General features: G+C 75.5%; 22 protein-coding genes. 13 read left to right on the top strand and 9 right to left on the bottom strand.

Annotated features, from left to right (window positions below; all coding sequences use genetic code 11):
- Positions 1–51: 51 nt before the first annotated feature.
- The 5 genes from F1641_RS16610 to F1641_RS16590 all read left to right on the top strand — a co-directional run bounded on the left by F1641_RS16610 (position 52) and on the right by F1641_RS16590 (position 6253).
- A complete protein-coding gene (locus tag F1641_RS16610; protein ID WP_194907401.1) occupies positions 52–1137 on the top strand; it encodes a LacI family DNA-binding transcriptional regulator in 1086 nt (361 codons plus the stop codon).
- A gap of 248 nt (positions 1138–1385) precedes the next feature.
- Positions 1386–2369: an ABC transporter substrate-binding protein gene (locus tag F1641_RS16605; protein WP_194907400.1), complete on the top strand. Its 984-nt coding sequence runs from the start codon at positions 1386–1388 to the stop codon at positions 2367–2369.
- An 88-nt stretch (positions 2370–2457) separates the two neighbouring features.
- Positions 2458–4092, top strand: coding sequence for a sugar ABC transporter ATP-binding protein (locus F1641_RS16600; RefSeq protein ID WP_194907399.1), 1635 nt, complete (start codon positions 2458–2460; stop codon positions 4090–4092).
- Positions 4089–5171 (top strand): ABC transporter permease, encoded by a 1083-nt coding sequence (locus tag F1641_RS16595; RefSeq protein ID WP_194907398.1) that lies wholly within the window; start codon positions 4089–4091, stop codon positions 5169–5171. The genes F1641_RS16600 and F1641_RS16595 overlap by 4 nt, the downstream gene beginning before the upstream one ends.
- On the top strand, positions 5168–6253 hold the full coding sequence (locus F1641_RS16590; protein WP_194907397.1) for a sugar ABC transporter permease YjfF: 1086 nt from the start codon (positions 5168–5170) through the stop codon (positions 6251–6253). The genes F1641_RS16595 and F1641_RS16590 overlap by 4 nt, the downstream gene beginning before the upstream one ends.
- A gap of 55 nt (positions 6254–6308) precedes the next feature.
- On the opposite strand, the gene mnhG is transcribed toward F1641_RS16590, so the two are convergent.
- Genes mnhG through F1641_RS16560 form a run of 6 tightly spaced genes read right to left on the bottom strand, consistent with a single transcriptional unit; the run spans position 6309 to position 12933 of the window.
- Complete coding sequence (gene mnhG, locus F1641_RS16585) at positions 6309–6716, bottom strand: monovalent cation/H(+) antiporter subunit G (RefSeq protein WP_194907396.1); 408 nt, start codon at positions 6714–6716, stop codon at positions 6309–6311.
- Entirely contained in the window at positions 6713–7030 is a 318-nt protein-coding gene (locus F1641_RS16580; RefSeq protein WP_194907395.1) for a monovalent cation/H+ antiporter complex subunit F, read from the bottom strand. The genes mnhG and F1641_RS16580 overlap by 4 nt, the downstream gene beginning before the upstream one ends.
- Positions 7030–7623: a Na+/H+ antiporter subunit E gene (locus tag F1641_RS16575; RefSeq protein WP_194907394.1), complete on the bottom strand. Its 594-nt coding sequence runs from the start codon at positions 7621–7623 to the stop codon at positions 7030–7032. Before F1641_RS16575 ends, F1641_RS16580 begins: the two co-directional genes overlap by 1 nt.
- On the bottom strand, positions 7620–9206 hold the full coding sequence (locus tag F1641_RS16570; RefSeq protein WP_194907392.1) for a Na+/H+ antiporter subunit D: 1587 nt from the start codon (positions 9204–9206) through the stop codon (positions 7620–7622). The genes F1641_RS16575 and F1641_RS16570 overlap by 4 nt, the downstream gene beginning before the upstream one ends.
- Positions 9206–9739, bottom strand: a complete 534-nt coding sequence (locus tag F1641_RS16565; RefSeq protein ID WP_194907391.1) for an NADH-quinone oxidoreductase subunit K — start codon at positions 9737–9739, stop codon at positions 9206–9208. Before F1641_RS16565 ends, F1641_RS16570 begins: the two co-directional genes overlap by 1 nt.
- Positions 9736–12933: a Na+/H+ antiporter subunit A gene (locus F1641_RS16560; protein ID WP_206691330.1), complete on the bottom strand. Its 3198-nt coding sequence runs from the start codon at positions 12931–12933 to the stop codon at positions 9736–9738. Before F1641_RS16560 ends, F1641_RS16565 begins: the two co-directional genes overlap by 4 nt.
- Positions 12934–13049: 116 nt before the next feature.
- On the opposite strand from F1641_RS16560, the gene F1641_RS16555 reads away from it, so the two are divergent.
- Positions 13050–13685, top strand: a complete 636-nt coding sequence (locus F1641_RS16555) for a YitT family protein (protein ID WP_194907390.1) — start codon at positions 13050–13052, stop codon at positions 13683–13685.
- A gap of 256 nt (positions 13686–13941) precedes the next feature.
- The gene (locus F1641_RS16550) at positions 13942–14976 is read left to right on the top strand and encodes an RNA polymerase subunit sigma-70 (RefSeq protein ID WP_194907388.1); all 1035 of its coding nucleotides are present in this window, start codon (positions 13942–13944) and stop codon (positions 14974–14976) included.
- Between the two features lie 12 nt (positions 14977–14988).
- Here the strand turns inward: F1641_RS16550 and F1641_RS16545 are convergent, their stop codons facing one another.
- Entirely contained in the window at positions 14989–17298 is a 2310-nt protein-coding gene (locus tag F1641_RS16545) for an AAA family ATPase (RefSeq protein ID WP_194907386.1), read from the bottom strand.
- A 144-nt stretch (positions 17299–17442) separates the two neighbouring features.
- Between F1641_RS16545 and mbhE the strand changes: the two genes are divergently transcribed.
- From mbhE to F1641_RS16515, 6 genes are read left to right on the top strand one after another with little or no spacing between them, the layout of a single operon-like run.
- Complete coding sequence (mbhE, locus tag F1641_RS16540; RefSeq protein ID WP_194907384.1) at positions 17443–20217, top strand: hydrogen gas-evolving membrane-bound hydrogenase subunit E; 2775 nt, start codon at positions 17443–17445, stop codon at positions 20215–20217.
- Positions 20214–20534, top strand: a complete 321-nt coding sequence (locus tag F1641_RS16535) for an NADH-quinone oxidoreductase subunit K (RefSeq protein WP_194907383.1) — start codon at positions 20214–20216, stop codon at positions 20532–20534. Before mbhE ends, F1641_RS16535 begins: the two co-directional genes overlap by 4 nt.
- Positions 20531–22024 (top strand): proton-conducting transporter membrane subunit, encoded by a 1494-nt coding sequence (locus tag F1641_RS16530; RefSeq protein WP_194907382.1) that lies wholly within the window; start codon positions 20531–20533, stop codon positions 22022–22024. The genes F1641_RS16535 and F1641_RS16530 overlap by 4 nt, the downstream gene beginning before the upstream one ends.
- Complete coding sequence (locus F1641_RS16525; RefSeq protein WP_194907381.1) at positions 22021–22377, top strand: Na+/H+ antiporter subunit E; 357 nt, start codon at positions 22021–22023, stop codon at positions 22375–22377. The genes F1641_RS16530 and F1641_RS16525 overlap by 4 nt, the downstream gene beginning before the upstream one ends.
- The gene (locus F1641_RS23450) at positions 22359–22628 is read left to right on the top strand and encodes a monovalent cation/H+ antiporter complex subunit F (RefSeq protein WP_206691329.1); all 270 of its coding nucleotides are present in this window, start codon (positions 22359–22361) and stop codon (positions 22626–22628) included. The genes F1641_RS16525 and F1641_RS23450 overlap by 19 nt, the downstream gene beginning before the upstream one ends.
- Positions 22629–22633: 5 nt before the next feature.
- Positions 22634–23044, top strand: a complete 411-nt coding sequence (locus F1641_RS16515) for a monovalent cation/H(+) antiporter subunit G (RefSeq protein WP_194907614.1) — start codon at positions 22634–22636, stop codon at positions 23042–23044.
- Here the strand turns inward: F1641_RS16515 and F1641_RS16510 are convergent.
- Positions 22960–24168: a PP2C family protein-serine/threonine phosphatase gene (locus tag F1641_RS16510; RefSeq protein ID WP_194907380.1), complete on the bottom strand. Its 1209-nt coding sequence runs from the start codon at positions 24166–24168 to the stop codon at positions 22960–22962. The two genes, F1641_RS16515 and F1641_RS16510, sit on opposite strands and share 85 nt — an antisense overlap.
- A gap of 13 nt (positions 24169–24181) precedes the next feature.
- Positions 24182–25843 (bottom strand): phosphoglucomutase (alpha-D-glucose-1,6-bisphosphate-dependent), encoded by a 1662-nt coding sequence (gene pgm, locus F1641_RS16505; RefSeq protein ID WP_194907379.1) that lies wholly within the window; start codon positions 25841–25843, stop codon positions 24182–24184.
- Positions 25844–25893: the final 50 nt, after the last annotated feature.

Raw genomic sequence — 25893 nt, 5'->3', positions numbered from 1 at the left:
GGGGTGGCGGGGGCCTGGTGCGCAGCGCCGGCCACCACCCACACTGCCTGCGTGAGCGCTCTCACCGGGCCGCCGTCGACGCCGCGGGCCCCCTCCATCACCGACGTCGCCGCGCGGTCCGGCGTCTCCATCCAGACCGTCTCCCGGGTGCTCAACGGCGCCCCGCGCGTGGCCGACGGCACGCGCCAGCGGGTGCTCGCGGCCATCTCGGACCTCGGGTACCGCCGCAACCCCGCCGCCCGCGCGCTGGCCACCGGGCGCGCCGGGGTCGTCGGGGTGCTCTCGCCCAGCTCGGCCCTCTACGGCCCGGCCTCGATGACGGCCGCGCTGGGGCTCGCGGCCGCGCAGGCCGGCGTGCACCTGGCGGTCGAGCACGTCGTCGAGCTCGACAGGGCCTCGGTGGAGGGCGGGCTGGCGCGCCTGGTCGACCAGCTCGTCGTCGGGGTCGTGGTGGTGGCGCCGGTGACCCCGGTGCTGTCGGCGCTGTCCGGTGCTCGGCTCGGGGTCCCGCTCGTCTCGGTCGACGGGGCCGCCGGAGGGGGCGTCGTCGACGTCTCGGTCGACCAGGAGGCCGGGGCGCGCCTGGCCACCGAGCACCTCCTGGGGCTCGGCCACCGCACGGTGTGGCACGTGCGCGGCCCCCTGGCCTGGCACGACGCCGCCGCGCGCGAGCGGGGGTGGCGGGCCGCCCTCGAGGCCGCCGGGCGCGAGGTGCCCCCCGCGCTGGACGGCGACTGGACCGCCGGCTCCGGGTACCGCGCGGGACAGGTGCTGGCGCGCATCCCCGAGGCGACGGCCGTCTTCGCCGCGAACGACCCGCAGGCGCTCGGGGTGGTGCGAGCGCTGGCGGAGCGGGGCCTGCGGGTGCCCCAGGACGTCAGCGTGGTGGGCTTCGACGACACCCCCGAGTCCGCGCACTTCCTGCCGCCCCTGACCACCGTGCGCCAGGAGTTCGCCGCGCTGGGGCGCACCGCGCTCGAGGTGGTGCTGGGCCTGGTGGAGGCCCGGGGCGCGGGCGCGGGGGTCGGCGAGCGGGCGGACGGTGCTACGGCGGCCGGGTCGGTGCAGCTGCCGGCGGAGCTGGTCCAGCGCGCGAGCACCGCTGTTCCACGGGTCGAGACCGTTACCCCTTCGTGACCGAAGGGGGTTGCACGACCTCTGTGTGAGCGCTCACACTCTTGCCCACCCGGAAGCGCAGGAGCTTCCCAGGATAAGGGCCCCTCAAGGCTCAGCACGCGGAGCACCGGCCCCCTCGCCGTCGAGGTGGCTGGCCCGCGGGGCGCTGCAACGCCCCGCGAGCCGCTCCGCCGATCTCCAGCACTCGCCGCACCCGCGCCTGTCAGCTCGAGCGGCGAGCACCGGTCACATCTCGAGGAGGAGACCAAGTGTTCCACGCGAAGAGGCGCACCTTCCTGTCGATCGTCGCGAGCACGGGCCTGGCCCTGTCGCTCGCCGCCTGCGGCGGTGGCGGCGACACCGCCCAGGCCGGCTCCGGCGGCGACGGCGGCGACGGCGCGATCCGGGTCGGCTACTCCCAGCTCGGGGCCGAGAGCGGCTGGCGCACGGCCAACACCGAGTCGGTGCAGCAGAACCTCACCGCCGACAACGGCTTCGACCTGACCTTCGTCGACGCCCAGCAGAAGCAGGAGAACCAGATCAAGGCCCTGCGCGACTTCGTCGCCCAGGACGTCGACGTCATCGCGTTCTCCCCGGTCGTCGAGACCGGCTGGGACGACGTGCTCCAGGAGATCAAGGACGCGGGCATCCCCGTCGTGCTGGTCGACCGGACCGTCGACACCACCGTCGAGGACCCGTACGTCACCCACATCGGCTCCGACTTCAAGGCCGAGGGCACCAAGGCCGGCGACTGGGTGGAGGAGAACGCTCCGGACGCCAAGATCTTCGAGCTGCAGGGCACCCTCGGATCCGGCGCCCAGGTCGACCGCGAGGAGGGCTTCGACGGCGTCGTCGGCAGCCAGGTCATCGGCAAGGCCAGCGGCAACTTCACCCGCGCCGAGGGCCGCACGGCCACCGAGGCCGCGCTGCAGGCCTACCCCGACATGACCATGATCTTCACGCACAACGACGACATGGGCCTGGGCGCCGTCGAGGCGATCGAGGCGGCCGGCAAGAAGCCCGGCACCGACATCCAGATCGTCTCCGTCGACGCCGTCCGCGACGGCCTGCAGGCCCTCGTCGACAAGAAGTTCAACTACGTCGTCGAGTGCAACCCGGCCTTCGGCGACCAGCTCGCCGAGCTCATCAAGAAGGTCCACGACGGGGAGGACGTCCCGAAGGAGACCGTGGTCGAGGAGACCGCCTTCGACCAGACGATCACCCAGGCCGAGGTCGACGCCCGCCCCTACTGACGGGCGGACTCCACCCACCCCGTCCTGCCGGGGGCGGCGCCGCTCGACGGCGCCGCCCCCGGCACCCCACGGAAGGCCCGACCAGCGCATGAGCACCTCCACCACCGAGACCCGGGCCGACCGCCCCGCCACCGACCGCCCCGTCGTGCAGATGAGCGGCATCACCATCGACTTCCCGGGGGTGCGCGCCCTCGACGGCGTCTCCCTGCGCCTGTTCCCGGGCGAGGTCCACGCCCTCATGGGCGAGAACGGGGCCGGCAAGTCCACCCTGATCAAGGCCCTCACCGGCGTCTACGCGATCGATGCCGGCCAGGTGCTGGTCGACGGCGGCGAGGTGGCCTTCGCCGGCCCCAGCGACGCGCAGCGGGCGGGGATCTCCACCGTCTACCAGGAGGTCAACCTCTGCGCGAACCTGTCGGTGGCCGAGAACGTCATGCTGGGCCACGAGGTGCGGCGGGGGCCGTTCGTCGACTGGCGCGCCACGCGCCGTCGCGCCGCCGAGCACCTGGCCCGCCTCAACCTCCACCTCGACCCGCGCTCTCCCCTGGAGAGCCACACCATCGCCGTCCAGCAGCTCGTCGCCATCGCGCGCGCGATGGTGGTCGACGCCAAGGTGCTGATCCTCGACGAGCCCACCTCCAGCCTCGACCGCGCCGAGGTCGCCGAGCTGTTCCGGGTGGTGCGCCAGCTGCGCGACTCCGGCGTCGCGGTGCTGTTCGTCTCCCACTTCATGGACCAGGTCTACGCGATCTCCGACCGCATGACCGTGCTGCGCAACGGCCGGCTCGTGGAGGAGCGGCTCACCCGCGACCTGCCCCGCCGCGAGCTCATCTCCCTGATGATCGGCAGGTCCGGTGAGGAGCTGGCCGGGGTCGAGGAGACCGCCCGCGCCGCCATCGGCCTGCACGACGCCGGCGCGCAGCCGCTCGTCAGCGCGCGGGGCCTGGGCCGCCAGGGGTCGGTCGAGCCGTTCGACCTCGACGTCCACCGCGGGGAGATCCTCGGCTTCGCCGGTCTCCTGGGGTCGGGGCGCACCGAGGCCGCGCGCCTGCTGTGCGGGGCCGACAGGCCCGACTCCGGCCAGCTCGACGTCGACGGCGCCGCTACGCGCCTGGCCACCCCCCTCCAGGCGCTCCAGCGGGGCATCGCCTACTCCACCGAGGACCGCAAGAAGGAGGGCATCGTCGGCGACCTCACGGTCCGGGAGAACATCGCCCTGGCCCTGCAGGCCCGGCGCGGCGCCTGGCGGCCGGTCCCGGCCAAGGAGCTCGACGCCGTCGTCGACCGCTACATGGTCGCCCTCAACATCAACCCCAAGAACCCGAACGCCCTGATCCGCAACCTCTCCGGGGGCAACCAGCAGAAGGTGCTCCTCGCCCGCTGGCTGGCCACCGACCCCCGCCTGCTGATCCTCGACGAGCCCACGCGCGGCATCGACGTCGGCGCCAAGGCCGAGATCCAGCGCCTGGTCGTCGAGCTCGCGCAGGCCGGGATGGCTGTGCTGTTCATCTCCTCCGAGATGGACGAGGTGCTGCGCCTGAGCCAGCGGGTCGTGGTCATGCGCGACCGCGTCAAGGTCGCCGAGCTGGTCAACGACGAGACCGTCACCACCGACACGGTCATGGCGACCATCGCCGCCGACCCGGCCGCCGACCCGGCCGCCGACCCGGCCGCCGACCCGGCCGCCCCCGCTGACGAGCCCCGGAAGGGGGGAGCGGCGTGAGCGCCGTCCAGACCTCGGTCCGCCGTGCGACCGGGCACGCGCTCTTCTGGCCGACCACCGCCCTGGTGGTGCTCCTGGTGGCGTGCAGCGTCGCCAGCCCCGGGTTCCTCGACGTCTCAGTGCGCGACGGCGCCCTGGTCGGCCAGCCGGTCGACCTGCTGCGCAACTCCGTGACCCCGCTGCTCCTGGCCCTGGGCATGTGCCTGGTCATCGCCACCGGCGGCATCGACCTGTCCGTGGGCGCGGTGATGGCGATCTCCCTGGCCGTCTCGCTCACCTACCTCGACGGCGCCGCCGACGCCAGCGACCCCGCGACGGTGGTCACCGCCGTCGTGCTGGGCCTGGTGCTGGGCCTCGCGGTCGGGGCCTTCAACGGGATGCTCGTCACGCTGCTCGGGGTGCAGCCCTTCATCGCCACGATGATCCTCATGGTGGCCGGTCGCGGCATCGCCATGCTCATCACCGAGGGCCAGATCACGACCGTCACCAGCCCGCCGTTCAAGGCCCTGGGAGCGGGGTCGCTGCTGGGGCTCCCGCAGGCCGTGGTCATCGGCGCCGTCGTCTTCGTCGTCGTCGCGCTCGTGGTGCGGCGCACGGCCCTCGGCATGCTCCTGGAGTCGATCGGCGTCAACCGCGAGTCGGCACGGCTCTCCGGCGTGCGCGCCCGCAGCACCACCTGGACCGTCTACGTCCTCGCCGGGGTGCTCGCGGCCCTCGCGGGCATCGTCTACGGGGCACCGACGATGGCGGCCGACGCCAACAACATCGGCCTGTTCTTCGAGCTCAACGCCATCGTGGTGGTGGTGCTCGGGGGGACCAAGCTCGACGGCGGCCGGTTCTACCTGTCGGGCCTGGTGGTGGGCGCGCTGCTGCTCACCACCATCGAGCGGGCGGTGATCATCTTCCAGCTGCCCTCGACCACGACCAACCTGTTCAAGGCCGCCGTGCTGATCGCCATCTGCATCGCCGCCTCGCCGCGCGCCCGCTCCTGGGTGCAGCGGCGGCGGTCCACCCGCCCGGAGCCGGCGCCCTCCTCGGCGCCCGCGAAGGACCCGTCGGCGAAGGAGCTGACCGCATGACCACGACCTCCAGCCCCGCGGGCAGCCGCCCCGCCCCGGCACCCCGGGACCCCTCGTCGCCCTCGCTGCTGCAGCGGCTGCGGCGGCCCGACGTCCGCTACCTGCCCGTGGCGGGGACCCTGGCCACGCTCGTGGCGCTGCTCGTGGTCGGCCAGGTGCGCTACAGCACCGCCCGCCAGGACTTCGTCAGCATGAAGCTGATCTCCAACCTGCTCATCGACAACTCGTTCCTGCTGGTGCTCGCCGTGGGGATGACCTTCGTCGTCCTGGCCGGTGGCATCGACCTCTCCGTCGGCGCCGTGGTGGCCCTGGTGGGCCTGACCGTCGCCCAGCTGTCGATCGCGGGGTGGCCGACGCCCGTGGTGCTGGTGGTCGGCGTCCTCGTCGGGACCGCCTGCGGCACGGTCATCGGCGTCCTGGTCCAGCACTTCGACGTGCAGCCCTTCATCGCGAGCCTCGCCGTGCTGTTCCTCGCCCGGGGCGCCGCCACCGTCATCGGCACCCGGTCGCTGCCCATCGACGACCCCGGCTTCTCCGCCATCGCCTCCTGGAGCCTGCGCTTCGGGGAGGGACGCACCTCCTGGCGCCTCAACGCGAGCATCTTCATCGCCCTCGGCGTGCTCGCGGTGGCCTACCTGGTGCTCCACCACACCCGCTTCGGGCGCACCGTCTACGGCCTGGGCGCCGCCGACCGCGGCCACGCGGTGGGGCTCATGGGCCTGCGGGCCGAGCGCACCCGGGTGCTCGTCTACGTCATCTCCGGCACGTGCGCCGGCATCGCGGGCCTGCTCTTCGCCTTCTACACGAAGTCCGGGTACAACCTCACCGGCGTCGGCATGGAGCTCGACGCGATCGCCGCCGTCGTCATCGGCGGCACGCTCCTCACCGGCGGCTACGGCTACGTGCTGGGCACCGGCGCCGGGGTCCTCGTGTACGGCCTCATCCAGGTGCTCAACGCCCGCGAGGGCCTCGACTCCTGGTGGACCCGCGTGGCCATCGGCGGCGTGCTGCTCGCCTTCGTGGTGCTGCAGCGGGTGATCTCGCTCAAGAAGGGCCCCGGGGCCGCTCCCGCCCGGACCTGACGACGGCCTGACGACGGCCTGACGACGGCCGGCCCCCCGACCCGGTGCCGGTGCGTCAGCCCCGGCCCTCGGCCCGGGGGCCGGGGTCCTGCGGCGGGGAGGACTCGGGGTGCTCGCCCGCGGCGCACTCGAGCTCGAAGACGCGCAGGTCGTCCTGCACCAGCTGGTCGCGCGGCACCACCCCGGAGCGGTGGCCCGCCCGGGCGAGCAGGTGGCTCGCCACCGGCGCGGTGACCAGCTGGAACAGCCCCACGAAGAGCAGGGCGACGACGGCGCTCGCGTCGGGCACCAGCTGGACCTCGACGCCGGCCAGCACCAGCAGCAGCCCCAGCACCTGGGGCTTGGTGCCCGCGTGCATCCGCATCCACAGGTCGGGGAAGCGCAGCATGCCGATGCCGGCGGCGAGCGCGAGCAGCGACCCCGACAGCAGCAGCACCGCGGAGACCCAGTCCCAGGCGCTCACGGGGTGGTCCTCCTGTGGTCCTCGTCAGTCTCGTCGTGCTCGTCGGGCTCGGAGACCGGGTCCTCCCGGCCCACGAAGCGCACCACGGCGACCGAGCTGGCGAAGCCCAGCAGCGACAGCGCGAGCAGCACCGGCACGAACACCGTGGAGCCGCGGCGGGCCACGAGGACGGCGACGCCGCACAGCAGGATCGCGACGAACACGTCGGCGGCGGCCGCGCGGTCCAGGGTCGTCGGGCCCTTCACCAGCCGCACCACCACGAGCAGGGCCGCCACCAGCAGGATGCCGAGGGCGATGTCGGTCACCACGCCCATCAGCGCTTCGCCTCCCTCACGTCGTCGGCCACGGCCACGCCGTCGCGCAGCGCTCCCGGGGCCAGGGCGGCGAGCACCCGCTCCTCCATGCGCCGCACGCTGGCGCGCACGTCGTCGCCGACCCGCTCCGGGTCTCCGGTGACCAGCGCGTGCAGGTACAGCGTGCCGCTCGGGACGTCGATGTCGACGACCAGCGTCCCCGGCACCAGGCTCAGGATCTCGGCGGTGGCGGCGATCATGGCGTCGGAGCGCGAGCGCAGCGGCGCGGCCACGATGGCGCTGGCGGGCACCGGGCCGGGCCGCACGGCGAACCAGGCGACCTGGAGGCTGGAGCGCAGCAGGTCGAAGAGCACGTAGGCCCCCAGGCGCACGGCGCCCAGCACGGAGGGGCGCGGCGCTGGCGGCAGCGTGGGCATCGGGAAGACCGCGACGAGGGCGAAAGCGGTCAGCACCCCGCCGACGACGACGACCGGGCTCACCGAGCCCCACAGGCCGCACCAGAACACGACCATCCAGGTCATGATCGGGATCTGCCGGCGGTGCGGCAGGCGGCCGCGCAGCCCCGGGCGGGTGGTGCCTCCCTGCGGGCTCACGGCGCCTTCTCCCCGCTGTCGGTGCCACCGCTGCCGTCGGCCGGGGGCGTGTCGAGCCCGCCGACCACCTGGCTGTAGCCGCGGACGTCGAGGGTGTCCTCGGCGGCGCCGTTCGCCAGGTCGAGCAGGGGCCCGGCCACGAACGTCAGCGCGCTGACCACGACCACGACGCCGGCGGCAGCGGCCACCATCGCCGGGGGCACCCGGTGGGCGCGGGCCGCAGCGGTCTCGGGGCTGACCTCGGGGTCGAGGCGGGTGGCCCGCCCCGACCAGAACGTGGCCGCCCAGGCCCGGGAGATGGCGTACAGGGTGAGCAGGCTGGTGACGACGCCCGCGACGACCAGGGCCCAGGCGGAGAACCCGCCCTCGGCGGCACCGGCGCGCAGGAGGGCGATCTTGCCGATGAACCCGGAGAACGGCGGGATGCCCGCCAGGTTCAGGGCCGGGAGCAGGAAGAGCAGGGCGATGCCGGGGGCCGCGCCGCCGAGACCGCCGAGGCGCCGCAGCGACGTGGTGCCGGCCGCGCGCTCCACCAGACCCACCACCAGGAACAGCGCCGTCTGCACGAGGATGTGGTGCACCGCGTAGAACACCGCGGCGCCCAGCGCCTCCACGGTGCCGAGCGCGACGCCGAAGAGCATGTAGCCGATGTGGCTGACCAGCGTGAACGACATCAGGCGCTTGAGGTCGTTCTGGGCGATGGCGCCCAGGATGCCCACGAGCATGGTCATGATCGCCACCACCACGAGCCCGGTGGTCACCGCGGGGGAGGAGACCTCCCCGAAGAGCACCGTCTGCGTCCGGAAGATCGCGTAGACGCCGACCTTGGTCAGCAGGCCCGCGAAGACCGCCGCCACCGGGGCCGCGGCGGTCGGGTAGCTGTCGGGCAGCCAGCCGGACAGCGGGAACGCCGCCGCCTTGAGGCCGAACGCCAGCAGGAGCACCAGCTGGAGCCCGACCGCCACCGCCAGCGGCAGGCCCGACAGGCGCCCGGGCAGGTCGGCCATGGAGACCGTGCCCGTGGCCGCGTAGACCAGGCCCAGCCCGGTGAGGAACAGGAGCGACGACACGATCGAGACCACGACGTAGGTCATGCCCGCGCGGACGCGGGCGGCCGTGCCGCCGAGGGTGAGGAGCACGTAGGAGCTGACCAGCAGCACCTCGAAGCCGACGTAGAGGTTGAAGAGGTCACCGGCGAGGAAGGCGATGGAGACGCCGGCGGACAGGGTGAGGAACGTCGGGTGGTAGATCGACACCGGGGTGCGCTCGGTGTCGCCCGTGCTGCCCTGCCCGACGCTGAAGAGCATCACCGACAGGGTGACGACCGAGGAGGTCAGCAGCATGAGCGCCGACAACCGGTCGGCGACCAGCGAGATGCCGACGCCCGCGGGCCAGGCCCCGAGCACGACCGACTGCGGCCCGTCGGTGGCGGCGCCGAACAGCAGCGCCGCCGCCGTCGCGGTGACGCCCGACAGCGCGGCGACGCTCACCCAGCGCTGCGCCACGGGGTGGCTGCCGAGCGCGAGCGTGAGCGCGGCGCCCAGCACGGGGAGCAGCACGGCCAGGGGCAGGAGCACCCGCATCAGGAGGCCTCCTCGGGCGAGCCGCTCGAGGCCGGCCGGTTGCCGCTGCCGAGCACCGGGCCACCGGCCCCCCTCGGGGCACCGCGCTGCTGGCGCGACGACGCGGGGCCGTCGCTGCTGTCGGCCGCGTCCGTCGACTCACCGGGGGGCGCGGCCTCGCCGCGGGAGCGGCCCTGCGGGCTGGTGTCGCGGACGACGTCGTCGCCCCGGGTGCCCTCGATGCGGCTGGTCCGGTAGGCCATGGCCAGCAGGAACGCCGTCACGGCGAAGGTGATGACGATCGCGGTGAGCACCAGGGCCTGCGGCAGGGGGTCGCTCGACTCCGCCGCGGTCTCCAGCGTGATCTCGCCGTCGGGGTCGAGCACCGGGGCGCGGCCCGCGCGGCCCGCCGCCGCGATGATCAGCAGGTTGACGCCGTTGCCGGCCACGAGCACCCCGAGGACCACGCGCGTGAGGTGCCGCGAGGTCAGCAGGTACACGCCGGTGGCCACCAGGCCGCCGATGGCGACGGTGAGGACGATCGTGGGGCTCATCGCGCACCCGCTCCTGCGCCGCCGCGACCGGCGTCCGCACCGGCGTCGACCTCGCGCGGGTCGGCCTCCTCGGCGTCGTCGGGCTCCTCGACGTCGGCCGTCGCCAGGTCGGCGGGTGCGGCGCCGTCGGCGGCGTCACCGGGACCGGGCATCTCGTCGGGGCCGGGCTCGCCGTCGTCCTCGCCGTCCTCCTGGTCGTGGACGGCGGTCGGGTCGGCCTCGATCTCCTCCTGCTGGGCGTCGATGCCCGCGCCCAGGCTGCGCAGGACGTCGAGCACGGTGCCCACGACGACCAGGTAGACCCCGATGTCGAAGGCCAGCGAGCTGACGAGGTGCACCTCGCCGAGCAGCGGGATCTGCAGGTAGGTGTCCGCCGTCTGCGTCGCCTGGCCCCCGAGGAGCAGCGGGACGCCGGCCGAGGCCGCGGCGATGAGCAGGCCCGAGCCGAGGAGCACGCCGACGTCGACCCGGGCGGCCTCGCCCAGCTCGTAGCGCCCGCCCGCGAGGTAGCGCAGGAAGAGCGCCAGCCCGGTGACCAGGCCCGCGGCGAAGCCGCCGCCGGGCAGGTTGTGGCCGGCGAAGAGCAGGTAGACCGAGAGCACCAGCACCGTGCCGAACACCAGCCGGACCACGATCTCGAGCAGCAGCGAGCGACGGGCCGGAGCCAGGGTGCGCACCGCGGGCAGCCAGCGGGTGGAGGGGGCGGCGTCGGGGCCGGGGGCGAAGTCCTGGGAGCTGCGCCACGTCGAGGCGACCGTCGTCGGGCTGCTGGAGCCGCCCGCCCCGCCGGCGGACGGGCCGCTGCGCAGGCGGGGGGCGCGCCCCGTGCGGTGGCGCAGGAAGACGAGGCTGGCCACGCCGGTCGCCGCGACGGTGAGCACGGTGATCTCGCCGAAGGTGTCCCAGGCGCGCAGGTCGACCAGGGTCACGTTGACGACGTTCTCGCCGTACCCGAGCTCGTAGGCGAGGCGGGCGAAGTCGACCGAGACCGGGGTCGCGGTGCGCGCGCCCAGCGCCACGGCCGCGAGCAGGGAGGCCACGGCACCGGCGCCGACGGCGAGCACCGCCCGCACCCACGGCTTGGGGCCCTTGACGAGGCTGTCGGGGGAGGGCTCGAAGGTGGGCGGCAGGCCGCGCAGCACCAGCACGGCGGCGGCCAGCGTGATGCTCTCGACGAGGGCCTGCGTGAGGGCGACGTCGGGGGCACCGGCGACCACGAACAGGCCGGCGACCGCGTACCCGGAGACCCCGGCCATGACGAAGGCCGCACGGCGGTTGCGCGAGACGGCGGTGGCGACGGCCGTGCCGAGCGCGACGAGCACCAGCACCGCCTGCAGCGGCTCGTCCCACCAGCGCCAGACGGCCGGCCACGCGCCCGTCGCCGAGGCGACGACGAGCGCCGACCCGGGACCGAGCACGAGCACGGCCGCCGCGGTGAGGACGTACTGGGGCAGGGACCCGCGCTGGTAGACCAGCGTGGTGGCGGCCGCGACCGCGTCGATCCAGCCGCGGGCGCGGTCCTGCAGGCGCCCACCGGTGAGGTGCCTCATCGCGGGGACGTCGAGGCGGTGCTGCAGGCGCTCGACGCGGGAGCGCACCAGGAAGAGCAGCCCGCCGAGGGCCAGGCAGAGCACCGACAGGCCCAGGGTCGGGGTGAAGCCGTGCCAGAGGGCGAGGTGGTACTCCTCCTCGGGCGCGGGGAAGCCCGCCGTGGCGGCGGCCACCACGCCGTCGACCGCGTGCACCACGGCCGGCACGGCGCCCGTCACCAGGCTGCCGACGGCCGCGACCAGCAGCGGCACGGACATCGAGGGCCCGGGTGCGTGGAAGTCGGCCGGGTCGGGAGCACCCTCGGGCAGCTCGCGGTCCGCGAAGGCCCCCCACACGAAGCGCGCGCTGTACGCCGCGGTGAGCACGGACCCGACCACCAGCACGGCCAGGACGGCGGCGTCAGCGGCGGGCGTGGAGCCCGGCGGCCAGCCCCCGCCCACGAGGAAGCCCTCGAAGGCCGCCTCGTGCGTGATGAAGCCGAGCATCGGCGGGAAGCCGGCCATCGACCCGGCGGCCAGCACCGAGGCCACGCACAGCACCGGGGCGCGGCGGGCCAGGCCCGACAGCTTGCGCAGGTCGCGGGTGTGGGCGCCGTGGTCGATGGCGCCGACCACCATGAACAGGCACGACTTGAACAGCGCGTGCGCCAGCAGCAGCCCGGTGCCGGCGACCGCGCCCGTGCGGCCCCCGGCGCCCACGAGCAGGGCGATGAAGCCCAGCTCGCTGACCGTGCCGTGGGCGAGCAGCAGCTTGAGGTCGTGCTGGCGCAGCGCGCGCCAGGCGCCGACCACCATCGTGGCCCCGCCCAGGACGACGATCGTCCAGCGCCAGGCGGGCACCTCGGTGAACACCGGGCCGAAGCGCACGACGAGGTACACGCCGGCCTTCACCATCGCCGCGGCGTGCAGGTACGCGCTGATGGGGGTGGGGGCGACCATCGCACCCGGCAGCCACGCCGTGGTCGGCAGCAGCGCCGACTTGGTGACCGCGCCGGCGAGCAGCAGCAGCGCCGCGGCGGTGGTGGCCGCGCCCGCCGCGGGCGGGTCGGCCAGCAGGGCCGAGATCGAGGTGGTCCCGGTGGTGACCGCGAGGATGACGATGCCGACGAGCATCGCCAGGCCGCCCGCGGTGGTGACCACGAGCGCCTGGCTGGCGGCGTACCGGGCCGCGCGCGAGCGCCCGTCACCGCCGATGAGCAGCCACGACAGCACCGTCGTGAGCTCCCAGGCGACGTAGAGGAGCACCAGGTCGTCGGCGAGGACCAGCACGAGCATGACGGCGCAGAACGCGACGAGCAGCGGCACGGTGCGGTTGCGGGTGGCCCGCTGCGACTCGCCGCCGAAGTACCCCGAGGAGTAGGCCAGCACGAGCGCGCCGACCCCGGCCACGACCAGCACCATGATCGCCGAGAGCGGGTCGAGGCGGAGCGCCACCTCGACGCCGAGGCTCGGGATCCACGACACCGACTCGCGCAGCGCCGACCCGTCGGAGCCCGCCGTGCCCGAGGCCCACTGGGCCACCAGCCAGAAGAGCACCGCCAGCGGGGCGAGAGCGGTGAGCAGCACGCCTCGGGGGCCCCAACGGCGCACCACGGGGACCGCGATGCCGGCGGCCGCGGCGTGGGCCGTCAGGAGGAGGATCATGTCCGCCCAACCCTAAGGGCTCCCGGGCCTCCCGGCCCGGTGGTCGTGTACCTCTCGGGTGACGTGATGGCCCAGGCCACCGCCGCTGCGGCCGTCGAGGGCCTACCGTGCCCGCCGTGAGCTCCGCCCCTCCCGCAGCACCGACCGCGGTCCCGCCCGCGGCGCCGCCGCACAGCGCCGCGGAGGACGCCGCCGCCCTGCTCGTCGGCTCGTTCCTGCTGGCGTGGGCGCTCCTGCTGCTCCAGCAGGCCGACGCGGTCTCCGGGGGGCTGGCGGGCGTGGCCTTCCTGGTGGCCGCGCTCGGCCCGGTCCCGCTGGGGGTCGCGTTCTTCCTCATCAACCTGCCCTTCTACGGGCTGGCGGTGCGCCGGCTGGGCTGGGGCTTCACCCTGCGGACCCTGGCCTGCGTGACGCTGACCTCCGTGCTCGCCGAGCTGCTGCCGCAGGTGGTGCGGGTGTCGATGCCCCTGTGGCTGGCCACGGCCTTCGCCGGCCTCAGCCTGGGCATCGGGTTCCTCGTGCTCTTCCGCCACCGGGCGAGCGCGGGCGGGTTCGGCATCCTCGCCTTCCACCTGCAGGAGCGGTTCGGGTGGCGGGCGGGGCACGTGCAGATGGCCTTCGACGCCGTCGTCATGGTCGGTGCGCTCTTCGTCGTGGGCCCGCGCCTGGCGGCCGCGTCGCTGCTCGGCGTCGTCGTCGTGAACGTCGTGCTCGCGATGAACCACCGCCCGGGGCGCTACCTGGTCCGCTGACCCCGGCCCACCCCCGGTGGCGCGGGGTGGCCCTGCGCCAGACCCACTGGTGCGGGGCCACCCTGCGCCAGTCCGGGAGTGGTGCGGAACCACCCACCGGTGCCGCTCGGGCGACCGAGGACGACGACGGCGGAGTCCGGGGTCAGATCCGAGGTCGTTCTGACCCGCGGCTCCGCCGTCGCGGTTCGGCGGCTCGCGACCGGAGGGGCCCGGACGGCGGCTGACCGGTGTCACAGGCATCTGCCAGAGTGCCGCCATGACCGCGCTGGAGGGGGCTGTCGACGGAGCCGTCGGCGGTGTGGAGCTGCAGCTCGAGGAGTACCGCCGCGAGCTCACCGGCTACTGCTACCGGATGCTCGGCTCGCTGGCCGACGCCGAGGACGCCGTGCAGGACGCGATGGTCCGCGCCTGGCGCCACGCCGGGTCCCTGCGCGACCCGGCTGCCCAGCGCGGCTGGCTCTACCGGATCGCCACCCGGGTCTGCTTCGACAGCCTCGACGGCCGCAGGCGCCGCGCCCTGCCGGTCGACATGTCGCCGGCGCCGTCACCGCCGGTGGTGTCCTCCCTCGGTCCGGCGCTGGAGAGCGCCGCCTGGGTCGAGCCCGCCCCCGACGCCCTGGTGCTCGGCACGGCGCCCGCCGCCGACCCGGCCGACGTCGCCGCCGACCGCGAGTCGGTGCGCCTGGCCCTCGTGGCCGCCCTGCAGCTGCTCCCGCCCCGCCAGCGCGCCGTGCTGGTGCTCCGCGAGGTGCTGCACTGGCACGCCGACGAGGTCGCGTCCCTCCTCGAGACGTCCGTGCCGTCGGTGAACAGCCTGCTCCAGCGGGCGCGCGCCACCCTGGCCGCCCGCGACGCCCGCGAGGCGGCGCTGCAGCCCCTCGACGACTCCCACGCCGCGCTGCTCGCCCGCTACACCGAGGCCTTCGAGCGGTACGACGTCGACGCGCTGGTCGCGCTGCTGCACGCCGAGGCGACGATGTCGATGCCGCCGTACGCGCTGTGGCTGCGGGGCCCGGCCGACGTCGCGGCGTGGCTGCGCGGACCGGGGCGCGACTGCGAGGGCTCCCGGCTGCTGCCGGTGCGCCTCAACGGGCAGCGCGCGCTGGCGCAGTACCGCCGCGCCGACCACGGCGCCCCGACCCCGGACCCGGACGCCGGGCACACCCCGTGGGCCCTGGTGGTCCTGGCGGAGCGCGACGGCAAGGTCGCTGACCTGGTCTTCTTCCTCGACGCCGACCGCGGCCTGTTCGAGCGCTGCGGCCTGCCGACCCACCTGCCCGCCGGCAGCTGAGCCCGGCGCCGGTCAGCCGGCCAGCGGCTCCATGCCCGCGGGCAGCGGCTGCGAGGCCACCACCAGCAGCCGCTGCGTGGGGCGCGTGAGCGCCACGTAGAGGTCGCCGGCGCCCCGGGGCGAGGCCTCCAGCACCGCGCGGGGCTCCACGAGCACCACCGCGTCGAACTCGAGGCCCTTGACCCCGTAGACCCCCGAGACCGTGACCGCGGCGTCGGAGGAGTCGGTGACGGCGCGCACGCGCTCCGCGCCGAGGGCACCCACCAGCGCCGCGCGCAGGCCCTCCACCGAGGCGTCGGGCGCCACGACCACCAGGCGGCCCTCGTCGAGCACCGCCACCTGCTCGCGCACGGCGTCGACCACGGCGTCCGTCCACGCGGGCGAGCCCGCAGGGCCGGGGGCGGTCACCGCCGACGGCGGCACCTCGGCGTCGCGGATCGAGCTGGGCGCCTCCTCGGGGGAGCCGTGCGCCGCGAGCACCGCGCTCGCCACGTCCATGACCTGCCGCGGGGTGCGGTAGTTGACCGTCAGCCGCGCCAGGGTGAAGTCGCGGGAGAGGTCGACCCCGCCGCGCGAGCGGGTGCCGGTGCCCAGCACGGGCGCGAGGGCCTGCGCCCAGTTCCGGGCGCCCGCGGCGCTCGAGGTCTGCGCCAGGTCTCCGACCACCGTCATCGACCGCGAGGGGCAGCGCCGGGTCAGCACGCGCCAGGCCATCGCCGAGAGCTCCTGGGCCTCGTCGACCACCACGTGCCCGTAGGTCCAGGTGCGGTCGCTGGAGGCGCGGTCGGCCACGCTGCCACCGCCGCCGTCGAGCGCCCACCGGTCGGCGAGCACGTCGGCGGACAGGACGGCGCTGCCGCCCTCGTCGACCAGGCCGGACTCCAGCACCCCGCGCGCCTGGGAGAGCAGCTGGTCGCGGTCGCGGGCGGCCCGGCGCTCCTCGGCGCGGCCGGCGTCGGGGTCGTCACCCAGCAGCTCGGCCAGCTCGTCGAGCAGGGGGACGTCGGCCGTGGTCAGCGGCGCGGTCCGGTCGCGGGCGAGCAGGCGCAGCTCCGCCGCGGAGAACCCCGCCGCGGCGCCGGCCGCGGCGAGCAGGCGCGGCTTGGACCACAGGTCGCGCAGCACCCCGGCCGGGGTCAGCGGCATCCAGCAGAGGTTGACCTCGCGGCGGACGTCGGGCGACTCGCGCAGCTCGGCGTCGAGGGACTGGCGGGTGTCGGCGTCGAGGTCGTCGCCGCGGGTGCCGTGGGCGGTGCCCAGCTGGCGGACCAGGTCGTTCATCACCTTGCGCACGAAGGTGGTGCGCGCCGCGTTGTGCGGCTGCCTCGTGTCGCGGGCGGCGTCCAGCGCCGATCGGACCACCCGCGGGCGCAGCTGCACGTGGTGGTGGCCGACCTCCAGGCGCACCGGCTGCGCGGGCACCCGCTGGCGCTGGCGGACGGCGGCGGTCAGCAGGTCGACCATCCGCGCGCTGCCCTTGAGGGCGGCGACGTCGTCGGGGTCGCTCGCCGTGGCGACCACCCCCGGGAAGAGCTCGCCGACGCTCGCCATCACCACGCCGGTCTCGCCGAGCGCCGGCAGCACCTGGTCGATGTACCGCAGGAACGCCCGGTTCGGACCGATGATGAGCACCCCCGAGCGGGCGATGCGCTCGCGGTGGGCGTAGAGCAGGTACGCGGCGCGGTGCAGCGCCACCGCCGTCTTGCCCGTGCCGGGGCCTCCCTGCACCACCAGCACGCCGGGCAGGGGAGCGCGGACCACGGCGTCCTGCTCCGCCTGCAGCGTCGCGACGACGTCCTTCATCCGGCCGGTGCGGGCCGCTGTGACCGCGGCCATGAGGGCACCGCCGCCGGCGACGACCATCCCCTCGGGCAGCGCCGCCCCGTCGGCGACGACGTCGTCCTCTAGGGCGGTGACCCGGCGGCCGGTGAGCGTGACGTGCCGGCGGCGGACCACGCCCAGGGGGTCGGCGGAGGTCGCGCGGTAGAAGGGCTCGGCCGCGGGGGCCCGCCAGTCGGTGAGCAGCTGCTCCTGGTCGGTGTCGGAGAGGCCGATGCGACCCACGTAGCGGACGTCGCCGTCGTCCAGGTCGAGCCGCCCGAAGACCAGGCGGTCCTCGACGGCGCGCAGCTGGGAGAGCCGGTCCTCGTAGAGGGTGGCGAAGGCGTCGCGCTCCATGCGGGCGGCAGGGGTCCCCGCCGAGCCGGCGGCGCGCACGTCCCTCAGGCGCTGCTCGGTCGAGGTGCGCAGCAGGTCGAGCCGGGCGTAGCGCTCGTCGACGCGCCCCTGCTCCGCCGCGGTCTCGCGCTCCAGCCCGCTCACCGGACCACCCCTCCGTCGTCCGCCACCCGGTCGGTCACCCGATCGACACCCCCGCGCACCCGGCGCGAGGACGGTCAAGCCTGCCAGGTGACCGGTGCCGCTCCACCGGGCGGGCCCGGCGGAGCGCCGCTAGCGTCCGCACGGATGACCATGGTGGCGGCGCTCCTGCTGCTCGCGGCGCTGGCCGCGAGCGCGCCGATGCTCGCGCGCCGGCTCGGCCGGTCCACCGGGTACGTGCTGTCGGCGGGGTTCCTGGTGGCCGCCGGGCTCCTGGTCTCCCTCGCCCCGCAGGTGCTCCGCGGGGGTCGCCCGGGCGCGCAGGCCGCGGTGGAGGCGTCCGCCCCGTGGCTGCCCTCGCTCGGGGTCGAGGCCGCGCTGCGCCTCGACGGGCTCTCCCTCGTCTTCGCGCTGGTCGCGCTCGTGGTGGGCGCCCTGGTGATGGCGTACTGCGCCCGCTACCTCTCCGACGCCTCCGCGCGGGGCCCGGTGCTGCCGCTGCTGACGGTCTTCGCCGCGGCGATGGTCGGCCTGGTCCTCGCCGACGACCTCGTGCTGCTCTACCTGTTCTGGGAGCTCACCACCCTGTGCTCCTTCGCCCTGCTGTCGACGGCGGGGGCGCGGGCCGAGGCCCCGGCGCGCCGGGCGCTGGTCATCACCATCGCCGGGGGCCTCGCGCTGCTGGTCGCCGTCGTCCTGCTCGCCCTGGCGGGCGGTACCACCCGCATCTCGGTGCTGCTGGCCGAGCCCGACGTCGTGCTGTCCTCGCCGCTGGCGTGGCCCGTCGCCGCGTGCGTGCTGCTGGCGGCGATGAGCAAGTCCGCGCAGCTGCCGCTGCAGTTCTGGCTGCCGGGCGCGATGGTCGCGATGACGCCCGTCAGCGCCTACCTCCACGCCGCGACGATGGTGAAGGCCGGCATCTACCTGCTGGTCCGCATCTCCGCGCTGTTCGCCGAGCAGACGCCGTGGCAGGTGGCCCTGGTGGCCGTCGGGATGGCGACGGCGCTGGTGGGGGCCGTGATGGCGCTGCGCGAGCACGACCTCAAGGGCATCCTCGCCCACTCCACCGTCAGCCAGCTGGGTCTGCTCGTGGCCGCCATCGGCGTCGGCACGCCCACCGCCCTCGGCGCCGCCCTGCTGCACACGATGGCGCACGCCCTGTTCAAGGCGACGCTGTTCATGCTCGTCGGGATCATCGACACGGAGACCGGCAGCCGCGACATCCGCGACCTGTCGGGCCTGCGGCGGGCGATGCCGTGGACCGCGGCGGCCACGGCCCTGGCGGCCCTGTCGATGGCGGGGGTGCCCCCGGCGCTGGGCTTCGTCAGCAAGGAGTACCTCTACCAGGGGTTCGTCTCCGCCCCCGGGCCCGCGTGGGTGGCCCCGGCCGCCGCGGCCTGCGCGGTGACGGCGTCCGCCCTGACGTTCGCGTACTCGATGCGGATCGTGTGGGGGGCCTTCGGCGGCCCCGACCACCCCGAGCTCTACGAGCCGGCGAAGAGCTTCCTGGCCCCCGCCGCCGTGGCCGCGGCCGCCGGCCTGCTGCTGGGCCCGGCGGTCTCGCTCTTCGACCCCCTGGTCGACGCCGCCACCAGCGCCGCGCTGCCCGGCTCGGTGCCGCCGCGGATCTACTTCTGGCACGGGCTGTCCACCGAGGTGGTGCTCTCGGGGGTCACCGTCGCGCTGGGGTCGCTGCTGTTCTGGCAGCGCGACCGGGTCGACGGCGTGCTGGTGCGCCTCCGGCTGCCCGACGCGGGCGGGGCCTTCGACGTCGGCCACCGCGGTCTGCTGGCCCTCGGCGGGCGCGTCGGCGCCGACACCCGCGCCCGCCCGCTCGCGACCCACCTGGCCCGGCCGCTGGCGGTGGTGGCCGTGCTCGGTGTCGTGGGCGCGGTCGTGCTGGGCGGTGCGCTGCCCGAGCGGACCGCGACGGCCGTGCCCGGCGAGCCCGTCCTGCTCGTCGTGCTGGCAGTGACCCTGGTCTGCGCCGCCGTGACCTCCTCGGCGCTGGTGCTCGTGGCGCTCGTCGGCCTGGTCGGCCTGGTGGTGGCGGTGCGGATGGTCCTCGTGGGCGCCGCCGACGTCGCCCTGACCCTGCTGCTCGTCGAGGTGCTCACCGCGGTGGTGCTCGTGCTGGTCCTGCGCGGAGGCCGCCTCCGCCTCCCCGCCGTCGTCGGGCCGACCGGCCGGGGGGCCGTGCCCGCGGCGCTGCTCGCGGCGGGCGCCGGGACGGCTGCCGGCCTCGGCACCTGGGCGCTCACCGGGCGCCGGGAGCTCTCACCCACCGGCGCCTACCTGCTCGACAACGCCGAGGAGCTCACCGGCGGCACCAACGTGGTCAACACCGTGCTCGTCGACTTCCGCGGCGTCGACACCCTGCTGGAGTCGGTGCTGGTCGGCGTGGTGGCCCTCGGGCTGGGCGTGCTCACCCGGGGCAGCACGACGCCCGGCCACGAGGCCCGCGAGCGCCCCGACGTCGTCCTGCAGGTGGCCAGCCGCGTGCTCGCACCGCTCGCGGTCCTCGCCTCCGCCGTCCTGCTGTGGCGCGGCCACGACCAGCCCGGCGGCGGCTTCATCGGCGCGCTGGTCGCCGGTGCGGGCGTGGTGCTCGTGCACCTCGCCGGCACCGGGGGCAGCGGGCGCCTGGAGCGCCTCACCGACCCGGTGCTGCTCGCCGGGTCCGGCGCGCTCGTGGCCGTCGGCACCGGCCTGCTGCCGCTGGTCTGGGGAGGAGCCCTGATGGAGCCCTTCGCCGTGCCGGGGCTGTACGCCCTCGGCGTCAGCTCGGCGCTGCTCTTCGACCTCGGGGTCTACGCCCTCGTGGTCTCCCTGGTCGCCGCGTGCGTGCGCGGCTTCGGGCGGGTATCCGCCGCCGACCCGAGCGGCGACCCCGGACCCGGGCGAGCGGAGGTGTCCGCGTGACGACGGCGGTCGTGGTGGCGCTCCTCGTGGCCACCGGCACCTGGCTCGTGCTGCGGCGCGGCCTGCTGCGGGTGGTCGTCGGCTTCGTCCTGCTGGGCCACGGTGTGAACCTCCTGGTGCTCACCGCCGGCGGCACCGACCGGCGCGGGTTCGCGCTGCCCGGCCAGCAGGGCGAGGGGCCGGTGGCCGACCCCCTGCCGCAGGCGTTCGTGCTGACCGCGGTCGTCATCGCCTTCGCCGTCACCGTGCACCTGCTGGGCCTGCTCCGGCAGGGCCAGGTGCTCGACGAGGACGACGACGCGGAGGGCCCGGCGTGAGCGCGCTCGTGCTCGTCCCCGTCGTCCTGCCCCTCGTGGCGGCGGCGCTGCTGCTGCTGCGCCGGCGCCGCCCGGGTGCTGACGCCCTCGACCGCGCCACCGGGGTGGCCGTGCCGCTGCTCGTGGTGGCCGCCGCCGCGGTGCTGCTCGCGGCGACGCTCGACGGGCGGACCGCCCAGGCCGCCGCCGGCGGCTGGCCGGCGGGCATCGCGGTCGTCCTGGCCGCCGACGCGACGGCCTGCCTCGGCGTCCTGCTCACCAGCGCACTCACCGCAGCGAGCCTGGTGGTGGCCGCCGGCACCCGGGAGGACCACGAGCCGCTGCTGGCGCCCTTGGTCCTGGTGATGTCGGCCGGTGTCTCCGGGGCGCTGCTGACCACCGACCTGTTCAACCTCTTCGTGTTCGTCGAGGTCATGCTCGTGCCCAGCTACGTGCTCGTGGCCCTGGGGCGCCGCGGACCCGCCGGCGGACGGCTGTACGTCACGGTCAACCTGCTGGCCTCGACGGTCTTCCTGGCCGGGGTGGGCCTCGTCTACGGCACCACGGGCACCGTCTCGCTGACCGAGCTGCGCGGGGCGGCGGCCTCCGACCCCGCCGCGGCCGTGGCCGTCGGGGTGGTCCTGGTGGCGCTGGCCGTGAAGTCGGCGGCTGTGCCGCTGCACTCGTGGCTGCCGGGCTCCTACGGGGTGGTGGGGCCCGCCGTCGCCGTCCTGTTCTCCGGGCTGCTCACCAAGGTGGGCGTCCTCGCCCTGCTGCGGGTCTGGGCCGTGGTCTTCGAGGGCGACGCGCGGGTGGCGTGGGCGCTGCTCGCGGTCGCCGTCCTCACGATGGTCGTCGGGGTGCTCTCCGCCGTGGGTGAGGGCTCGGTGCGGGCCGTGCTGACCAACCACATGGTCAGCCAGATCGGGTACCTGCTCGTCGGGGTGGGGCTGGCCACGGCTGCGGGGTACGCCGCCGCCCTCTTCTTCCTGGTCCAGTACGCCGTGGTGAAGGCGGCGCTGCTCGCCGTCTCCGCGGCCGTGGAGGTCCGCGAGGGCACCGAAGCCCTGAGCCGCCTCGGCGGCCTCGGGCGCGCCGAGCCGCTGCTGGCCGTGGCCTTCGCCGTCGCGGCGCTGGGGCTGGTGGGGGTGCCGCCCACCAGCGGGTTCGTGGCCAAGCTGCAGCTCGCCACCGCCGCGGCCGGTGCGGGCAGCTGGTGGGTCCTCACCGCCGTCGTCGCGGTCAGCCTCGTCACCCTCGTCTCGATGCTCAAGCTGTGGAACGGCGTCTTCGCCGGTGCCCGCCCGGAGGCCGGTGGCGGTGGTGGTGGTGGCGGTGGTGGTGGCGGAGCCCGTGGTGGTGCGGCGGGCACCGGGAGCGTCCCGCGCGCCGTGCTCGTGCCGGCGCTCGCCCTGGCGGCGTGCGCGCTGGTGCTGGGGGTGTGGGCCGAGCCGCTGCTCACCGCCAGCGAGGCGGCGGCCGCCCAGCTGGTGGCCGGGGTCCGCTCGTGAGCCGGCTGCGCCACGCCGCGGTGTTCGCGGCCGTCTACGCCAAGGAGTTCGTGGTGGCCAACGCCCAGGTGGTCAGGGAGGTCCTCACCCCCGGCAGCGGGGTCCGACCCGCGGTGCTGCGGGTGCCCCTGCGCTCGCGCACCGACGCCGAGGTGGCCACCTTCGTGGCGCTGGTGGGCCTCACGCCCGTCACCGCCGTGCTCGAGGTCGAGCGCACCGGCACCGCCGAGGACGGCGGTCAGCGCGCGGAGCTGGTGGTCCACGCCATGGACGCCCCGGACCTCGACGCCCAGCGCCGCGACCTGCAGCGCCTCGAGGGCCTCCTGCTCGCCGCGTGGCGGGGGGCGCCGTGATCCTCGACGCCGCCCTCGTGGTGCTCGCCCTCGCGGCCGTGGTCGCGACCGTCCGCGTGGTGGTCGGGCCCACGGACGCCGACCGCGTGCTCGCCGTCGACCTCGGCTTCGTGGTGCTCCTGGCCGCCCTGGCGCTGCTGGCGCTGAGGCTGGGCGCTCCCGCCCTGCTCGACCTGGTGCTCGTGGGCACCCTCGTCGGGTTCCTGGCGACGGTGGCCCTCGCGCGGCTGGCCGCGAGGAGGTCGGGGTGACCGGGATGGCCGGGACGACCCACCAGCTCACCGGAGGAGCGCTCGGCGTCGTCGGGCAGCTCCTCGTGGTGCTGGGCGTGGCGCTCGTCGCCGTGGGTGCGCTCGGCCTGCTGCGGCTGCCCGACGCCTACCTGCGCGCGAACGCCGTCACCAAGGCGGCGGCCCTCGGCCTGGTCCTCGTGCTGCTCGGCACCGCGGTGCTCGCCCCGGGCCTCGACGCCGTGCTCGTGCTCCTGGTGGCCGCCGCGCTGCAGCTGTTCACCGTGCCCGTCGCCGGCTACGCCGTCGGCAGCGCCGCCTGGCGCGCCCGCGCCCCGATGGACCCGCGCACTCAGCGGGAGGAGGGCACCGGCCCCGCCGTCGACCCCGACGGCCCCGACGGCCCCGTCGGCGAGGCACCGGACCTGCGCTCCTGAGGCAGCCCCAGCGGGCGCTCGAGCACCAGCACGGCGAGGTCGTCGCGCAGGCGCCCTCGGGTCCAGCGGGTGAGGCCCTGGACCACGCCGTCCAGGCCCTCCGTCATCGACCCGCGGCCCAGGTGCTCGCCGAGCAGCTCCTCGGCGTCGACGAACGGTCCCGTGGCCTCCCGGGACAGCAGCCGCGGCCGGCGCGCCTCCAGCACCCCGTCGGTGACCAGCACCAGCCGGTCGGCCGGGCGGAGCCGGTGGGTCAGGACCTCGGGGGTGCCGGTCAGCTCCAGCAGTCCCAGCGGCGGACCGGGCTCGACCGGCAGCTCCGCGGCCCGCGCCGGGGCGCCCGCGGGTGACGGGGCCACGACGAAGGGGGCCGGGTGCCCGCACGAGACGACCTGCAGCTCACCCGTCGCGCCGTCGACCTGCACGAGCACGGCGGTGACGAACACCTCCTGGCCGAGGGAGGCGCGGCGCACCGTCCTGTCGAGCGCCTCGGCGAGCTCGGACAGGGCGACGTCGTCGTGAGCGCGCTCGCGGAAGCTGCCGAGCACGTACCCCGCGAGGCGCACGGCCTCCAGGCCCTTGCCCTGCACGTCACCGACCAGGGCGCGCACGCCCTGCGGGGTCTCGACGACGGCGACCAGGTCGCCGCCGATGCGGGCCAGCTGCGTGGAGGAGCGGTAGGCGCTCGCGCACCTCAGGCCCCCCACGGCGCGCGGCGGGGGCTCGAGGATCGCCAGCTGGGCGGCGTCGGCCACGGCCGCCACCTGGCCGGCGTCGCGCTCGCTGCGGGTGCGCATCTGCGAGGCCACCACCCCGATGACCGTCATGGCGGCGATGAACCCCAGGCGCGTGATGGCCACCGCGCCGTTCGGCTCGGCGTACTCGCCGCGCAGGTGCTCGGCCAGCCCGATGCCGTACGACATCGCCACCGCGACCACGCCGGCCCCTGCGGTCGCCAGCGGCCCACCGAGGACGGCCGCCAGCAGCGGGACGGCGACGAGGATGCCCGGGTACTGGACACCCGTGTCCTGGAACCAGTCGAGCGCGACGATGGCCGCCCCGAGCAGCGCCGGGGCGAGCCACCGCGTCAGGCGCGAGGGACGACCCCCGTGTGAGTGACGCACCCGCTGCAGTCTGTCACCCGCCCAGGGCCTTGCCCACCACCTCGCGGGCCTCCTCCTGCACCTGCGCGAGGTGGTCGGCGCCCTTGAACGACTCGGCGTAGATCTTGTAGACGTCCTCGGTGCCGGAGGGTCGCGCCGCGAACCAGGCGTTCTCGGTGACGACCTTCAGGCCGCCGATCGACTCCCCGTTGCCGGGGGCCTCGGTGAGCACCGCGGTGATCTCCTCGCCCGCCAGGGAGCTCGCGGTGACGTCCGACGGCGAGAGCTTCGCCAGGCGCGCCTTCTGCTCGCGGGAGGCGGGGGCGTCGACGCGGGCGTAGGCCGGGTCGCCGTGCTGGGAGACCAGCTCGGCGTACAGCTCGCTGGGGCTGCGGCCGGTCACGGCTTGGATCTCGCTGGCCAGCAGCGCCAGGAGGATCCCGTCCTTGTCGGTGGTCCAGGTGGTGCCGTCGTGGCGCAGGAAGGAGGCGCCGGCGGACTCCTCGCCGCCGAAGCCGACGGACCCGTCGAGCAGTCCGGGCACGAAGTGCTTGAAGCCGACCGGGACCTCGAGCAGGCGGCGGCCGAGCGAGGCGACGACGCGGTCGATCATCGACGAGGACACCAGGGTCTTGCCGACGGCGGCGCCCGAGCCCCAGCCCGGGCGGTGGGCGAACAGGTAGGAGATCGCCACCGCGAGGTAGTGGTTGGGGTTCATCAGGCCGCCGTCGGGCGTGACGATGCCGTGGCGGTCGGCGTCGGCGTCGTTGCCCGTGGCGATGTCGTACGGCGCGCGCCCCCCGGCCCCCTCGCCGCCGGGGCTCATGATCCCGCGCAGCGACGCCATGGCGTTGGGCGAGGAGCAGTCCATGCGGATCTTGCCGTCGCCGTCGAGCGTCATGAACGCCCAGCGGGGGTCGACCTCGGGGTTCACCACGGTCAGGTCCAGGCCGTGCCGCGCGCCGATCTCGCCCCAGTAGCCGACGCTCGCGCCGCCCAGCGGGTCGGCGCCGATGCGGACGCCCGCGCGCCGCACGGCCTCCAGGTCGAGGACGCTGGGCAGGTCGTCGACGTAGAGGTCGAGGAAGTCGTACTCACCGACCCGCCCGCGGGCCTCGTCGAAGGAGACGCGCTGCACGCCGTCCAGGCCGCGCTCGAGCAGCTCGTTGGCGCGGGCCGCGATGGCGGAGGTGGCGTCGGACCCGGCCGGGCCGCCGCTCGGGGGGTTGTACTTGAAGCCGCCGTCGCGCGGCGGGTTGTGGGACGGCGTGACCACGATCCCGTCAGCACCGCCCGCGGCGCCCTGGGCGTTCAGCCGCAGGATGGCGTGGGAGACGGCGGGGGTGGGCGTGTAGCCGTCGCGCGAGTCGACGAGCACGTCGACGCCGTTGGCGACCAGCACCTCCAGCGCCGAGCGCCAGGCCGGCTCGGACAGCGCGTGGGTGTCGCGGCCGATGACGAGCGGACCCGTCACGCCCTGCGCGGCGCGGTGCTCGACGATCGCCTGGGTGGTGGCCAGGATGTGCGCCTCGTTGAAGGCGCTGTCGAGGCTCGAGCCACGGTGGCCGGAGGTGCCGAACACGACCCTCTGCCCCGGGTCGGACGGGTCGGGCTGCTTCTCGGAGTAGGCGGCCAGGAGGGCGTCGACGTCGACGAGGTCCTCGGGGCGGGCCTGCTGGCCGGCGCGGGGGTGCATGCCCGCCATCCCACCGCGGCGCCCGGGGGCGGCGCAACGCCGGACGGGAC

Origin of the sequence: Quadrisphaera sp. INWT6, assembly GCF_015390235.1 — a bacterium.
GTDB lineage: Bacteria > Actinomycetota > Actinomycetes > Actinomycetales > Quadrisphaeraceae > Quadrisphaera.
Note: the sequence above shows the minus strand (reverse complement) of the source record. Positions and strands in the feature narration are given on the sequence as shown.